At 33.5% G+C, this 17,122-nt stretch carries 10 protein-coding genes; 5 read left to right on the top strand and 5 right to left on the bottom strand.

Annotation, left to right across the window (positions count from 1 at the left end; all coding sequences use genetic code 11):
* Window positions 1-5: 5 nt before the first annotated feature.
* Window positions 6-3,191, bottom strand: a complete 3,186-nt coding sequence (locus tag AC5LW9_RS07850; protein ID WP_493455601.1) for a type VI secretion system Vgr family protein — start codon at window positions 3,189-3,191, stop codon at window positions 6-8.
* Window positions 3,192-4,099: 908 nt separating this feature from the next.
* Here AC5LW9_RS07850 and AC5LW9_RS07845 point away from each other — a divergent pair.
* Window positions 4,100-4,609: a DUF2867 domain-containing protein gene (locus tag AC5LW9_RS07845; protein ID WP_198228311.1), complete on the top strand. Its 510-nt coding sequence runs from the start codon at window positions 4,100-4,102 to the stop codon at window positions 4,607-4,609.
* Window positions 4,610-4,863: 254 nt separating this feature from the next.
* Here AC5LW9_RS07845 and AC5LW9_RS07840 read toward each other — a convergent pair whose 3' ends face one another.
* Entirely contained in the window at window positions 4,864-5,847 is a 984-nt protein-coding gene (locus tag AC5LW9_RS07840; RefSeq protein WP_025315506.1) for an AEC family transporter, read from the bottom strand.
* Window positions 5,848-6,793: 946 nt separating this feature from the next.
* On the opposite strand from AC5LW9_RS07840, the gene AC5LW9_RS07835 reads away from it, so the two are divergent.
* From AC5LW9_RS07835 to AC5LW9_RS07825, 3 genes are all read left to right on the top strand, one after another.
* Window positions 6,794-7,240: a LexA family protein gene (locus AC5LW9_RS07835; protein ID WP_493455600.1), complete on the top strand. Its 447-nt coding sequence runs from the start codon at window positions 6,794-6,796 to the stop codon at window positions 7,238-7,240.
* Entirely contained in the window at window positions 7,237-8,502 is a 1,266-nt protein-coding gene (locus AC5LW9_RS07830; RefSeq protein ID WP_493455599.1) for a Y-family DNA polymerase, read from the top strand. Before AC5LW9_RS07835 ends, AC5LW9_RS07830 begins: the two co-directional genes overlap by 4 nt.
* 117 nt (window positions 8,503-8,619) lie before the next feature.
* Window positions 8,620-9,441, top strand: a complete 822-nt coding sequence (locus AC5LW9_RS07825; protein ID WP_198228317.1) for a helix-turn-helix transcriptional regulator — start codon at window positions 8,620-8,622, stop codon at window positions 9,439-9,441.
* A gap of 1,215 nt (window positions 9,442-10,656) precedes the next feature.
* Here the strand turns inward: AC5LW9_RS07825 and AC5LW9_RS07820 are convergent.
* From AC5LW9_RS07820 to AC5LW9_RS07810, 3 genes are read right to left on the bottom strand one after another with little or no spacing between them, the layout of a single operon-like run.
* On the bottom strand, window positions 10,657-11,787 hold the full coding sequence (locus AC5LW9_RS07820) for an ABC transporter permease (protein WP_198228319.1): 1,131 nt from the start codon (window positions 11,785-11,787) through the stop codon (window positions 10,657-10,659).
* A gap of 5 nt (window positions 11,788-11,792) precedes the next feature.
* Window positions 11,793-14,594, bottom strand: a complete 2,802-nt coding sequence (gene rbbA, locus AC5LW9_RS07815; RefSeq protein ID WP_493455598.1) for a ribosome-associated ATPase/putative transporter RbbA — start codon at window positions 14,592-14,594, stop codon at window positions 11,793-11,795.
* Between the two features lie 13 nt (window positions 14,595-14,607).
* On the bottom strand, window positions 14,608-15,681 hold the full coding sequence (locus AC5LW9_RS07810) for an HlyD family secretion protein (RefSeq protein WP_493455597.1): 1,074 nt from the start codon (window positions 15,679-15,681) through the stop codon (window positions 14,608-14,610).
* A gap of 253 nt (window positions 15,682-15,934) precedes the next feature.
* Between AC5LW9_RS07810 and argE the strand changes: the two genes are divergently transcribed.
* Entirely contained in the window at window positions 15,935-17,098 is a 1,164-nt protein-coding gene (gene argE / locus AC5LW9_RS07805; RefSeq protein WP_493456603.1) for an acetylornithine deacetylase, read from the top strand.
* Window positions 17,099-17,122: the final 24 nt, after the last annotated feature.

Below are 17,122 nucleotides of genomic sequence, written 5' to 3'. Positions count from 1 at the left end.
TACCACTATTTTTTTATTGAATCAACCAACTGATTTTTCTTAATGAATGAATCATTTTCTACAGCTTTCAAAAAACGATTTTGTTCTTTTATTGTGTTTAAATGATAACCCATCGCTCGAGCAGCCTGAATCTTGGCTTTTAAACTATTACTTTCCTCTAGATTCGAAAATTGCAATTGATAAGCTATATTGTTATTGACGATCCATAAATATCCCGGGCGTTTATTATATTGGACTAATAATAATTTTGACTCTTCAGCCGTTAACAATAATTCACCTGCTTGAGAGGTTTTTCCTTCACAAAGAATATCATCTGTCATTAGGGCATCATCTGAACTGTTGGCTGAAACAATTCTCCATGAGGTATTAGGATAATTTATTCCCATACTACCAGGAATATCGGCTATTTTAAGATTTAATTGATATGGCAAGTCTTTTGCAATTTCAACAACGCTTAATGGAAGATCTGTATTTGGTAAAAACAGTGATGCTGGTCCCATTTTCTGTAATGCATTACTTTTTATATAAACATTATCAGCGGTACCCAATTCAATCCCAGCACTACTGATTTTGATGTATGAACCACCACACATTAACTTCAGATCTTCACTTGCGGTGACCGTTAATTTTCCATCGACACTGTCTATTTTAATATCTTGCTTGGCGGCCATATTCAGGTTGGCATTTTGCGCCTGAACGTTAACATCACCTTGGTTAGCAAAGACTTTCATTCCTGATTTATGGGCAAATAGACCGATGGATTCACCGGATGAGACGGTTATGTTTTTTAACGCATTAATGTCAGTTTGGTTTTCACTGGTCATTGAAACGCTATTTGAAGTTGACAATTGGATGTTTTCAGGACTGGTTAAAGCGATGCCCTCTTGTGCATAAGCAAGAATACCACTTTGGGCTAATTGGGTTAATGTCGCTTTAAGTTGTTCTTGACTGTCGGTATCCGCACCATGGGCTTCAGAGGCAGTTGCTGCATTTTGTAGTGCTTTAGCAATTGATAACGCATTTTCAAGCTGAGTAATGGCACCTTGCATATCAAGCTGTTTACCCTGTGCCTTAGGCTCGGTCTGACTGGTCAGGTATAAGCCTTTATTGGCAGCAATCGCTCCCCACTCATCGGTGCGCAGTTCAAATCCCTCACCACGCTGCTCTTTGTTTTGGTCAACTAAATGCCCGATGTTAAGCTGGGTTTTACCGTATTCGGTCGCTAACTTGATGTGCTCTTGTCCCCGCTTATCATCCATCCGCAGTTTGTTGTTAGCAGGGGTACGAATTACATTTCGGTGTTTGTTTATGGTGGTCACATGGTCAGGGTGTTGACTGTCATGCATCGCATGCGCGATATAAGGTCGGTCCGGATTACCGTTAGTAAACGCTACCGCAACTTCTGTGCCGTCAATCAGTGGAAAGTGAAAACCATAGGTACTGCCTGCATATGGTTTAGCCAGTCTTAACCATAAGCTCTCTTCACCGTTTCGCCACTCTTTTAAATCAAAGTTAAATTTAACCCGATAGCGACCTTGTGTATCAATATAACCATAGGTGTCATTATTCGGACTGGTTACCCGTGCCGGTAAAGTACCGTCAATAGTCGGAAAAGGAATCGGCTCAGGGCGGTAAGGTTTTAATGGCTGGTAAGGTATGGCGGTAAAACTCAGTTCATAAGCCTCACTGCGTTTTCCCTGTCCTTGCACCGTTAATATCATTACCCCCTCATCTATTCTGGCAATCGTACTGCCTTTGATGCGGATATGTTGACCCGGAGCTAAATTGGCCTGATTACTTTTACCCCGGATAACAATTTGACGGCTAATGGCGTGTTCATGGCGAATGCGGGCATACCATTCACCACTTTCAACACCATTACTCGTATTACCAGAATGAGTGCTAATATCACTGTTGTTATCGCGACCATTATCGTTATTATTGCCCTTATTGCCTTGACTATCATCGGTATCGATATCACCACTGTTTTCATCATCGTCATCATGATTATTTGTGTCACTATCAATATCGTCATCATTATTACTGTTGTAATTATTTATATCATTGTTATTGGCATTACTACCATTACTATTTAATCCTTTATAGTGCTCATCATAACGATAATCGGTACCGTAAGTGGTGTTATCTTTTTGTTGGCTGTTAACCTCACCGAGTAAATTCGCCTGCGCATCGCGATAGTTATAATCTTGTACTTGTACCGAAGATTCCACCATCTGACTGTGTAAGGTTATATCCCAGACACTTTCAACGCCGTTATCCAGTGTGCCGCTCGGTTGTTTGTAGACAATATCAGCCACCTGCTGATAACCTTGCTCATAATCACTGATGACCATCACATCACAGTTGTGTTCACCATGGGTTTCAAACCGGAAATAGACCCCCACATCAGCAAGTAGTCTTTGAATAAACTCAAGGTCACTCTCCTGCCACTGGGTGATAAATTCACGCTCTGGATATTGCTCTTTAAGCGCTAAACGATAATCAATCCCGGTATAACCATGACCGCGCAAGACCTCTTCAACCACACTGATAACGCTTTGATTCTGAAAAATAGCACAGTTATGACTTAATGCCAGTTTGGCTAATTGCGAGGATAAGACAACCAGATAACGGGCTTCATCATTACTGACTGATAATTGACTGAACTGGGTAATCACACCATAAAGAGTGCGTGAACCGCCCTGAGATAATAGTGAATTTAACGGATTAAGCGGATTAAACTGGGTTAAAGAATTAAGTGAATCAAGTGGATTAGATTGTTTAAGCTTATCTAACTGTTTTAATGGCCCAGACTGTTTTAATGCATCTAATGGATTAGCCGAAGTTAAGGAATTAAGTGCATTAAGTCCTTGAGTTGCAAAGTCACTTAAACTGCTAGAATTAGCAGGATTAAAACTCAAACGGGCATTTTGATTAAGAAATGACTTAACAGAAAGTTGTTTATCCGAGCTGGTAAAAGTAATCGTATAGTGCCAAGGCTGATTAAGTTGCTCATTACCCTCAACCTGTAAGATTGAAACCTCAGCAGGTAAACCATCAATATTTAATGTATAACGATTATGACCAACTCCATTAACCAAACCATGCTTTAAACCACGACTTAAACCATTATCCAATTGATTTACCAGATTGGTTAATCCTCTATCCATGCTATCCTCGATATATTTCATGTGCGCTGCAAATAAAACTTTGTTTTATTAAACTATTTATTATTAATATTTATTTAATATTATTTTTTACTAAAAAATTGATTATTTTAATGATTTACCATTATTAGTTAAATATTTTTATGAAGTTACGTTAAAAACAATCCAAAACTGATATAAAATACACTGTTTTGTGTAATTTGCAACATTTTTTAAAAAATTTTATAAATTTAATTTAGATAGATAACTTACTGATATTATTAATAAATAAAATAAAATATCATTAAAAATTTGTCACTTAAACATGATCAACAGAGGATTAAAAGCATTTGGATTTTGCTCATTTTTTATTGGATAATTTTTCACTGAATTTTATTAAGATCTATATCTAAAAAATCATTTTTACTGAAACATAACCATGACCTGAAACTTTTTAAACAAAATAATGGACTGCACAATTACCCAAAAAATATGCTTTTTAGAATTACCGATAAGGCTATAAATAAGATTTTAGTGTGATTAAATAATCGAGTTGAAATTATTCAAAATAATTTAATTATATTAATAAGTTAAAATTAATTTTGTAAAAAATATTCAGGAGTCTATACCATTTAATTAGATAAAATGCCTAAAATTTAATTTATACTCATAAATCATGTTAATAAATAGCTACTGAGTTTAAGAACATTGTGGAAACGAGTCTTTTTTGTTCATTTAGGGTTTAACTATTATTAGCAAAATTAAGAAAAAAACGCATTTTTTGGATAGAAGTAATTCAATGAAAGATATTTATCATTGCTAGTAAAAGTAACGGTATAGTGCCATAATAACAATATTACATAATCCATATTAGGCATTTTTCTTAAATTAACTTACTGTTTAACTTGAGTTATTTTGCTATAAATTTAAATTAACGTATCCAATATAGAAAAATGAAAAAAAAGCATATTCAACAAATATTAGCTGTTTTGCCTAACGATACTACCTTAGTTGGCGAAAAAATAGATTATTTAGATTATCAAACAATAGCCATAGCAAAAAATATTACGGCGCTTGATGCTTATAAAATAATGACATCTTATCAGCCTAAATGGCTAGAGTTTCTATTTAAAATAAGAGATTTTTTAGTTAGATTAGTTGGAATTAAACCTGTTCATGGATTTAATAAGTCTGAGCCACACCATCACAATCTTGAAACTTCAAATACCCTCCATTTTTTTACAATTATTGAACAGACCCCAGATAAACTCACATTACAGGTAAAAGACTCGCATCTTGATGTTTGCCTATGCTTACGGATTGTTAATAATATGGAGAAGATTAATATGTTGTATCTTATTGCTTCAGTTAATAATCATAACTTTTGGGGAAAATTATATATGATGCCAGTTTCTATACTTCATCCATTTATAGTTAGACAGTTATTTCGTAATTTTAAATAATAAAATGATTATATTGATGTTTTGTTATTTAGTGTTGTTCTTTTAGTTTTAATTATAAAAGGATAAAAAATTCTGATCACTTTCAGTGTGGATTTTATTTTTAAAAAAGAAGTTAAAACATAAATAAAAACACAAAGAAAACTAAGGAATGGCAATTTTTATTAATATTGAAAACATGATAATAAAAAATAAAACCAATAAAAAAGCCCCATTTAGACAAACTAAATGAGGCGGTTCGGATCGATTATAAATGCTTATTGCACACCTGGAATGGTATATTCCATGATGAGTAATAATGTTGGTAAAATAAAAATTGATAAAACGGTTGAAGCAAAGAAAATGCTTGATGCATGCTCTTGTTCAACATTCCAGTTATAAGCCAAAATAACCGCTGTTGATGCCGTTGGCATTGCAAGTAAGAAAACTAACTCTTCTGCTTCCATTCCTGTGATACCAAATAGATGTACAGCAATTAACGCAACAACTGGTGTAAAGAAGCTTTTCAAAACTACGTTGATCATAAGTGGTTTTGACATTTTTAATTTAACACCATAGATACCCACACCTACTGCAATTAACGAAATGAAGTTACAAGCATTAGACATGATATCGAAAGTGTTAAATATAAAGTGTGGCATCCAAGTCGTACCATCAGTCACACTCACCACTAAACCAAGAATAACACCTAAGAACATTGGTTTCATCAGTGAACTTTTTACTGCACTAAAAACCATTGCACCCGTTACTTTACCACCTGATATTTTGGTGTCACATAATTCTAATAGAAAAATAGTCATAGGAATTAATGACAATGCCACAACAAAATTAGCGACTGCAACAGAAATGGTAGATGAAGCACCTAACATTAACGTTAAGAACGGAACCCCCATTCCCCCCATATTTGGGAAGCAGCATAACATTGAACTCATGGCTGTTGATTTGAGATCTTTATGTAGAACGTATTTATTCACTAAGAAACAAACGATCCATAAAAATGACATCGTGCAGAAAAAGGCAATCATCCAAATACCATTGAATATTTGCGATGGTTTAGCGTGTGATGTATGCACAAATAGTAATGCTGGGAATACAAAGTTAGATACAAGTCCAGATAATAATTTTTTAGAATCTTTCGTAAATATTCCTTGCTGTACACACAACCAACCAAGAAAAATAAGTAAAAAAACCGGAAGACAAGAACTTACAACTTGTCCAACTGCAGACCAGATTAGATTCATTTTTTTAAAACTCCTAAAATAATATTACTTGAAATACAAATTCGGTAATTGTTCGGTAACTTTTGATTAGATTTTTTTTAGACCGAGCTAAAGCGGATAACAAAGTTGAATGTATTTATTACATGTAAAAGTGCATGTTTGTTTTTTGAAATTCTATATTGCTTAATGTTGTTTTACATGATGTAAGCTTAACTGAATACATTGTTAATATGTCAACCTTTGTTATATCAAATGGAAAATTCTGTAAATTGCGCGGTATTATACTTATTCTTTTTTAACTTGTGTTAAGCAAGGTCTGCAACCTATCTTAAAAAGAATAAAAAATCATTCAATTTTGCTTTGACACCACTAAATAGCGAAGTTTTATTTCATAAAAATCAACAAATAAGATCACATAGAAAACGCGTGTTAAATTATGGTAAAAGTTAATTTGACCATTAACTCTTTTGTTTTGCTGCTTTTTATAACACTTTATTAACAATAAAAAGCTACTAATTTTATAGTTAAAAAACTGATTTAATTTGTTTATATAAAAGAATGACAACAACATGTAATTACTTATCTTTATATTATCAAGATAAATAATTAACATAACAGATAGTGAATTATGTTTTTAAACTATTAATGAATAATTAATACAATGTAAGCTTTCTATGTGGCATGACAAAATCAATAATGTCATTTGGACTATTTTTAAGTTAAAAACTGCTTATTTTTGCCCTATTATTTTTAATCCCATAAAAATTGGAAATCCCAAAAATGTTAGCTGTGGCTTAATATCAATTGCGTTTTTTTGCTCAATTTCTATTTTTTTACAGTCAAAAATTTTTGTATCAGCTATTTTATACTGTATATTTATACATATATTCGTTTTTTAATATGTCTATAACTTTATGTCCATAACATAACGAAATAGATTTATATATTAATTTTAAGGAGAACGTACTTGCGTAATAATTGTATTGTACTTGGCATGGTTAATACTGCCGATAAAAATTACTTAACTTTAATTGATACGCCAGTAAGAGCTGGATTTCCATCCCCTGCAGATGATTATTTGGAAACGAAACTTGATTTGACTGAACATTTAGTAAAGCATCCTAGCGCAACCTATTATATTAAAGCCGTAGGCGATTCTATGATCGATTATGGTATTTTTAGTGGTGATTTGTTAGTTGTTGATCGTTCTTTAGAGCCTAAAATCGGTGATATTGTAGTTGCCGCAGTTGATGGTGAGTTAACATGCAAATGTCTTGGAATATTCGATAACCAACATCATTTATTGTCAGGTAATTCTCTTTATCCACCAATTCCCTTAATGGGGAAAGATGTTCATATTTGGGGAATTGTTATACATACCATCCATTCATTACGAAAAAGAGCACATGTATGATCGGTCTAATTGATTGCAATAATTTCTATGCTTCGTGTGAACGTGTTTTTAATCCTAAATTAGAAGGAAAACCAATTGGGATCTTGTCCAATAATGATGGCTGTGTTATTGCGCGTTCAAATGAATTAAAACCATTAGTACCTATGGGGATGCCGGCTTATCAGATCCCATCTAAAATTCGTAAACAAATAATTTTGCTAAGTTCAAATTATGAACTTTATGGTGATATGAGCCAGCGGGTCTTTGATACTGTACAAAACCATACTCCGAGTATTGAGCTTTATTCTATTGATGAAGCTTTTATTCAACTAGATGGATTTACAGATATAACAGCACATTGTTTAAAAATAAAAAATGTTGTAAAACGAGATACAGGTATTCCTGTTAGTATCGGTATTGCTCCAACGCGAACATTGGCAAAGTTAGCTAATCATATAGCCAAAAAACAAGCCATTTATCAAAATGTTTATTGTTTACCCACAGATGAAAAATTACTAAAAAATATATTAGAAACATTTTCAATTAATAACATTTGGGGCGTAGGTCGACATATCGCAAACAAATTAAATAGAATCAATATTCATACTGCATGGGATCTGCGTCAAGCTAATCTAAAATATATTAGAAAGAACTTTTCGGTAACACTAGAACGAACCGTATTAGAATTACAAGGTATTAACTGTATTGAGTTAGATGACCTATGCACTCCGAAGAAAAACATCATGATATCACGCAGTTTTGGTCGTTTAACGAGTAAACTATTTGATTTACAAGAAGCGATTCGTCTGCATGCAAGCCGTGCCACTGAAAAGCTTAGACAACAACAATCTGTCGCTAGCGCTATTCTAGTCTTTTTAAAAACGAATCGCTTTTGTGACAATTCAAATCAATATCACCCATCAATCGTAGTACCACTCTCTTTTCCAACAGATGACTCACGATTAATTATTCACGCAGCACAAAAAGGTTTGCTGGAAATATATAAGCAAGATCTTTTATTTATGAAATCAGGGGTAATGTTATTGGATCTAAAAATTAAAAACAGCCATTCACAACCAGACTTTTTCACTACACCTTTAACAAATCCATCGCTGCATAAAAACGACAAACTTATGAAAACAATTGATAGCATTAATCAAAAAATGGGTAAAAATACGATCCAATTAGGAGGAATACAAAAGTCTGCACCTTGGCAAATAAAACGTCAATTATTAAGCAAACGTTATACAACTCATTGGAATGAATTACCATTAGTGAAATAAATAACTAAAAATAGTAATCATTATTATATATAATAAGCTCAAGAGTAACATTGATTCTAGCGATGGATATTGAATATCCTCAATAATTGACCATAACATAAAAACGGATTGATTAGGATGAAAGATACAGAATTAGAAATAGAAAGACTCAAAACGTTAAGTACTACATTGAATCATAAAAAGTGTGTTTCAACTTATAAATCAAAGCTACAACAAGATCTCTCTAATATACCTATATTAAAACCACTGCTGGTTGTTGTATTAAATGGATGTAAAATCGTTGGTAATGAAACCAAAGTCGCATGTAATGTAGGTAATTTTGTTTTTTTTACTGATGTACAAACAATGAATATGCGAAATATTCCTGCCAATACCAATTATTTTGCGGTACTCGTTGAATTTGAATTTTCTGATTTTGATAATAATATAATAAATAATAATACTAATAAATCTGAAACATACACATTTGGTAAAGCTAATAACGCTTTATACAAATGCATATCTCAGCTTATTGAATGTTTAGATTGGGCAACAGAAGATATAATAGAAAACCGAAGAAAAGAGATCATCAATTTATTAGTTAGTTCGGGATATCCAAATTTAGCTTACCTCCCTAGCCAAAAAGAAACAACCCTAAAAGTTATCGAAATATTTAAAAGAAACGACAATAAAAAAATTACAATAGATGACGTAAGTAAAGAAATTTGCATGAGTAAAGCGACGTTATATCGCAAATTAAAGTTTGAAGGGGAAAATATCCAAAAAATAAAAGAAAAAGTGTTAATGGGACGTGCGCTTCACTTATTACAAACATCGAGTCTTTCAACAGAACACATTGCCACAATGGTTGGTTATTCATCTACCGCTCGATTTTCTCAACGATTTAGAGCTTATTTTGGATTATCACCAAAAGAGTTAAAAAATACCAAACGAAATTAATCGTTTTTTAATATAAAAATCTCATTTAATTGGGATTTTTTTTAATATCCAATATTTGTTGGATAAAGTTAGTCCAAGTAAAAGTTTTTATCATTTTAAAATATCAGTATTTTTTTAAGATAAATTTTTAAACACAAATAGATTACTGCAAATCAGTTATCAACAAATTACCCTATTTATGTAGAATTATAATTATTTATCTTAAAAACAATTAGTATCAAAGTTAGATAGTATCAGTGGAGTTCGGATTTGCACAAAAAGAATTAATAAACGTTAAAAAACTAGGTTGGAGTTTGCAATAATGCCTTCCATGGCAAAATTGCAAAGGTTTTTAGTGATACCAGTCTTCCATGGGTAATAAGCCAAAATGACCTTTACTTTGATACCAATTAAATCAGATATTTTTTCCTTAGAACTATTTCCCTTTATAACTAATTCCTTTTAGTTCTAATTCCTTTTAGAATTAAAAGGATTAATACTGATTTTTTTACACTATCAAAATATCCATAAAATGACAGTATTTCTATAAATAGCCTATCCCAAACTACAATGTTGGTATGATTTAATACCCAACCTCATTTGCGATATGTGCTAAATTATAACAAGTAATTTTGTAAAAAAAATAACAATTAAATTCATTTTATTAACAAAATCTTTCAATTTGTTTACATAACCTTAAGATTGAGATTTACAAGTCGCATGACATGATGAGATTTGCACGATTTCTTAATGCTTACTAATTGATAATTAATAAGAAAATATACATATCTATCTATTTGAGAGGATACAAATATTGTACCTTTTTATTTCAAATTTATACAGATAAGTAACATTTTTATTCAAAATCATGATTCATTGTTTTTTGAAATAGACTCAAATGATCTATTTATATTGAATACTATTGCCTAGTTCTAAAAAATTATATTTAGATTTTTTATTAAAGATATTGTACGTTTTGTTATGTAAACCACTTGAGTCATTTTGAAATAACTTATTAATTTATTATAATTTTTTTCTAATTATGAAATCAATGACAGATCTTATTATGGTTATAAATTAGATGTACTGATTTAATATTACCGAATATCTTATTCTGTATAGATACCTTTTGTATGCATAAAAAATGTGTCTATTGCAATAATAGTGATGAAAAAGAATAACAAGTCAAAAAGAGACAAAATAAATCATTTTGTCATATTATGAAGATATGGGATCTTATGATCCCATATTGACAATTGAACTACGGAAACGTTTAAGGGCAATGAGAAAGAACACACAACCAATGGCTAGAAGCCAAGCATAGGAAGTCCAAACTACACTTAAACCGGCACCACGATATAAAATGGCTTGCCCTAATTCAACAAAGTGAGTGGTAGGTGCAAACAACATAATATTTTGAACCACTTCAGGCATACTTTCACGTGGCGTACTGCCACCAGAAAGCATCTGTAACGGCAGAAGAATTAAAATGAATAACATCGCAAACTGTGCTGTTGATTTAGCGACGGTAGCCATAAAGATACCAAGTGACGTTGTCACGAACAAGTGTAAAGCGGCACCAATCAAAAATAGAGTAATCGATCCCTCAATTGGTACATTAAGCCAACCTTGAACAACCACTAAAAGAGCTCCCCATGTTGAAACCAGAACGACAAGACCCATAGACCAAACTTTTGAGATCATAATTTGAAATGGTGTAACTGGCATTGAAAGTAAGTGATCGATAGTGCCGTGTTCACGTTCTTTCATTAAAGCAGCACCTGTCAAAATAATCGACAAAGTAGTAACAATGTTAATAATTTCAACAACCGAACCAAACCAAGAGCGGGTTAAATTTGGATTAAATGCTGTATGAACTTCAATGTTAACCGGTAAACTGGTTGGTTTATCTATTTGATTGAAATATTTTGTTATTTCGTTATTCACGATTTGAGTAATATAGCCATTTCCAACAAACGCCTGCCCCATTCGCGTCGCATCAACATTAAGTTGAATTTCAGGGCTTTGATTATTTAAGACATCGCGTTGAAAATTAGGCGGTATATTTAATGCAAAGGTATAAGTGTCTGTATCCATTCCACGGTCGACAACATCCATTGAATGTAATTTAACGGGTTTATTAAACATTGGTGGATAAAATGCCGCAATAATTTGCCTTGATAAAGGCGAGTCATCTTCATCAACCACTGCTATCGAAGCATGATGAAGCGAATCAGAAGTTGCTGTTGCAGCAGAATAAATATCAATTGTAAAACAGTAGGCGATTAAACATAACATGATTGGATCACGAATTAATCCCCATAATTCTTTAATACCTAAGCGATAAATATTAATAAAACCTTGCATAATATCTATCCTTCTTGTTTCTTGAGGAGAAATATACTTGCACCAAGTATAATCGGAATGGTAATAAGTAATACAAATATTGAGTTATGTAAGTCAAAAAGTCCTAATGCTTTATTGAAAACACCTCGCGCAATAACAAGCATATGACTTGTTGGATACACCTCACCAATATATCGCCCAATACCCTCTAAAGATGCTACTGGATTAAGTAATCCTGAGAATTGTATTGCGGGTAACATCGTACCAACCGTGGTTAAAAATATAACTGCAACTTGACTGCGTGTCACTGTCGAGGCAAGCAATCCAAACCCTGTTGCAATAACACAATAAGCTAATCCAGCTAAACATAAAGTCAGGAAGCTTCCTTTTATCGGCACATCAAATATGGTGATAGCCATAATCAGGAGTAATAAGAAGCTAAGCATCGAAATAACAATATAAGGAACTTGCTTACCTAATAAAAACTCTGTTCTTGTAACAGGAGTAACATATAAATTGATGATTGATCCCATCTCTTTTTCACGAACAACGGATAACGCTGCTAACATAGATGGAATCATTAATAATAGAATTGGAATTACAGCCGGAACCATTGCCTGTAAACTTTTAACATCAGGATTATACCGATATCGAGTTTCAATGTTTGCTAATGCGCTAGATTCTGTTCCAGTTGTTGTTTTTATTTTTTCACTTAACCAAGCAAGATGCATACCTTGCACATATCCTTTAACCGTATCTGCTCTAGACGGCATAGCACCATCAATCCAAATTCCGATATTAACTGGATCTCCACGTTGTATATCTCGTCCAAAATTAGGCGGTATCTCGATAGCTAAAGAGATTTCATTACTTTTCATCCTTTGATCCATGTCATCATAATCAAGAATTGGCGATTTTTCGATAAAATAGCGCTTAGATCCTGAAAGATTAAGAATGTAATTTTGACTGGTAATACTTTGGTCACGATCTAACACCGCAAATCTTAAATCCTGTACATCCATGGTGATACCGTATCCCATAACCAACATTAAGATTGCTGAACCTAAAAAGGCTAATAAAGCACGCAAAGGATCACGTGATAACTCTAATGTTTCACGCCACAAACAACCAATCATACGAGTCAAGCTAAATCCTTGTAGATGATGGGTATCTTGGGTTACCTTAATGGGTTCATTCGTTACAGTTTTGGATGTTTCACTCTCCTTTTCATCCATATTTGTATCATCTGCCCCTGCATCAACTAAATAACGGATAAACGCTTCTTCCAGAGTGTTCGCATTTTTAGAATGAATAATATTATCAGGTGTATCACTGGCTAATACTTTACCTGCATGCATTAATGAAATTCTATCGCAGCGAGCAGCTTCATTCATAAAGTGAGTGGTAATAAATACGGTTACTTTATCCTTTCGGGATAGTTCAATAATCAAACGCCAAAAGTCATCACGAGCAATAGGATCGACCCCAGAGGTAGGTTCATCCAGAATAAGAATTTCAGGATTATGAACCACCGCAACCGATAAAGAAAGCCTTTGCTTAACACCTAAAGGTAGACTTTCCGGCAAACTTTTTACGTCATTTTCTAAACCAAAACGTTTAAGTAATTCATTAACTCTTGCTGGTATTTTGCTTTCTTCAATACCAAATAGGCGTGCATGTAAAATGAGATTTTGTTCAACAGTTAATTCACTATAAAGCGAAAATGCCTGAGACATATAACCTAAATGGCGTCTAACATTGATATCACTGGCATCGACAGGTTTACCAAATAACCACGCTTCGCCTGATGATATCGGTAATAATCCAGTTAACATCTTCATGGTTGTTGATTTACCACAACCATTTGATCCTAAAAAGCCAAATATCTCACCTTGTTTAATTGAAAAATTAACATGATCAACTGCAATAAAATCGCCAAATTGTTTGGTTAAGTCTTTAGCTTCGATTGCAACTTGTAAATCTTGATTTATGGCTAATGGGGGGATTTCGACGGCTTCATAACCTTCCCTAGCATCTTCTGGCATTAACTGAATAAAGGCATCATCTAAATTATTTTTACCCGTTTTGGCTAATAATGCTTGTGGAGTGCCTGTTTCAAGAATTTTACCGCCATACATTGCAACCAACCAATCAAAGTTTTGCGCTTCATCCATATAAGCCGTTGCGACAATCACACTCATTTGCGGTCGTTGTTCACGAATTTTATTGATTAATTGCCAAAATTGCGCGCGAGAAAGAGGATCAACTCCCGTAGTCGGTTCATCAAGAATAAGTAAATCAGGGTCATGAATCAGAGCAGAACATAAGCTGACCTTTTGTTTCATACCACCTGAAAGGCGACCCGCTGGTCTGGATAAAAAGGGATATAAACCCGTGCTTTTAGTTAATTCATCAATACGGCGTCGTCTTTCCGCTGCGTCATTACCAAATAGGCGAGCAAAAAATTGTAAATTTTCTTCAACTGAAAGTGTAGGATAGAGATTTTTACCTAATCCTTGTGGCATATAAGCAATGCGTGTACAAACGTTTTTTCGATGTGATTTATCTTTCATATCACCATCGAGAACGTACACTAATCCTTCTTGAATAACATGTGCCCCTGAAATCAATGATAATAGACTGGATTTACCTACCCCATCAGGTCCAATCAATCCCACCATACATCTTGGTGGGATTGCAATACTGATATCATTGAGTGCACAAGTCTTTTTATATTTTAAGGTTACATTACTAACATTTACTACAGCATCATCAAGGGTTTTACCTTCAGCAAGTAAAGCTAAATCCTTTTTATCCGATTCTGACATTTGCTATCTCCAATTATTTTGTTTGGCATTTTGCAACATCAGATAACTCTGAAGGCCACTCCGTATTAGGATCAAGTCTTACCCAAGCAACACCGGGAAGACCTGTTTTAACGTAGGTAATATAACATCTTAAAAGTTCTGGGCTTAATTGCGCTCTTACTCTAAACATCAATTTTTGACGTTCATCTTTTGTTTCTACAGTTTTAGGCGTAAATTGTGCAACACTTGAAACAAATGAAATTTTGGCAGAAATGGCTTTTTCAGGTAAAGCATCAAGAACTAATCGAACTTCATCACCAATAGCGACTTTACCTACAATGGTTTCAGGTAAAAAGAATGTTAAATACACATCTGATAAATTGACCAAGTTCAAAACTTTACCGCCAGAAGGTAAGACTTCACCAAGTTGAGCGATACGATATTGAATACGTCCATCAACAGGTGCAGTCAAAGTACTGTCATCGATATCAGCTTGAATTTGTCTAATATTTGCTAGAGCAACGTTTATTTCTGATTGAGCACTTTCAACTCCCGCTTGCGCAGCTTCAATTGCTGCATCGGCAGCCGCTACTTGGGATTTAGCGGAATCTAAAGCGGCTTTTGCGCTATTGACTTTAGCGGTATCATCATCAAATTGTTGAACTGAAATGGCACCTTTTTGATAAAGTGTAGCCGTTCTTTGTAAATGTTTATTCGCAATATCTAAATCACTTTCTTTTTGAGTAACACCTGCTAACGCAGCTACTTTATCACTCATTTTTAAGGCAACTTGAGCTTTAGATGTAGCTTCATTACTCATTGCTTGTCGATGTTGTGCTTGGGCTTCATTTAATTTAGCTTGCAAAGTATCAGTTTGCATGATAACCAGAGGCTGACCTGCTGTGACAAATTCACCTTCATCAACATTAATTTTTTCAATTCTACCTGCGAGTTTGGTAGATATGTTGATTTCAGTTGCTTCTATACGCCCATTACCACTGATGAAATCGGCTCCATAGCCATCGGTTTTGAATTGTTGCCACAAAACAAAACCAAGCACAACAACGATAAACGCGATAATGATCCATTTCTTGCTAATATTTTTCATGAATAATGCCTTGTTTGAGTATAATTAATTTTTATAAAGACTAAATGAATAATAAATTTTTGTAAACTTTATCCATATGGTTTAAATAATAACAAAAGTTCTTTATAAATAAAATAAACACAATAGTTAACAGCAAGAAATGTTAAAAATTTGAATTTAAATTATTATTTTAAATACCCTGATATGCAAATAATCATCTAAGTGCTATTCTTATCACCTTGTAAAAGGACATATTGACTATTTTTTTAAGGTGATTTCTATGGCTCTTCCTTCTTTTTTAACACTATATAATGAACTTATCTCAACCCCAACAATTAGCAATGTTACTAATGAAAAATTAGATTACTCCAATAAAATTCTCATCGAAAAATTAGCATCGTGGTTTTCGGATTTGGGTTTTACTATCGATATACAACCCGTTCCGAATACTCGCGATAAATACAATATGCTAGCAACGTATACCAATGATGAAAATAGCACACAAGGTGGATTATTACTTAGTGGCCATAGTGACACTGTCCCTTTTGATGAAGGACAATGGACAAAAGATCCTTTCAAATTAACCGAAGAAAATAACAATTTATATGGACTTGGTACTGCTGATATGAAAGGATTTTTTGCTTTTATTTTAGATGCATTACGAGATATAGACCTAAAAAAACTGACTAAACCAATCTATGTACTTGCCACTGCCGATGAAGAAACTTCAATGGCGGGCGCATCGTTTTTTGCCCGACAAACACAATTACAACCCGATTGTACCATCATTGGAGAACCCACCTCATTAATCCCTATCCGTGCTCACAAAGGATTTTTATCTAACTCAATTAAAGTTATTGGTAAATCTGGTCACTCAAGCGATCCAGACAAAGGTATTAACGCTATCGAAATTATGCATTTAGTCATTGAACGTTTATTACTCCTTAAACAAAAATTTAAAGAACAACATCATAATGAAGGCTTTAGTGTGCCCTACCCGACTCTAAATTTAGGTGTAATTCATGGAGGCGATGCAGCAAACCGTATATGCGGCTGTTGTGAATTAATTATTGATATACGGGTATTACCAGATAATGATGTTGATTCGCTCTATAATGCATTATGTGAAGCATTGCAACCTGTGATGGAGAAATACCCTAATCGTATAGCAGTAGAATATGAAGTCTCACCAATTCCAGGCTATGAGTGTAAAAAAGATCATCCAGCATTACAACACATAGAAAAACTAGTCGGTCATCAAGCACAAACCGTTAATTACAGTACTGAAGCCCCCTATTTAAATCAAATTGCTCCAACCATTGTTTTAGGACCAGGATCGATTGAACAAGCTCATCAACCTGACGAATTTATTTCGATGGATTTTATAAAACCAGCAAAATTAACTATTGAAAATTTAATTAAAGATTTCTGTCTTTAGTCATATAAATACGCCGACCATGTC

The sequence above is a fragment of the Gilliamella sp. LMG 34360 genome (genome assembly GCF_984568995.1).
This window is presented reverse-complemented; position numbering and strand designations above follow the sequence as displayed.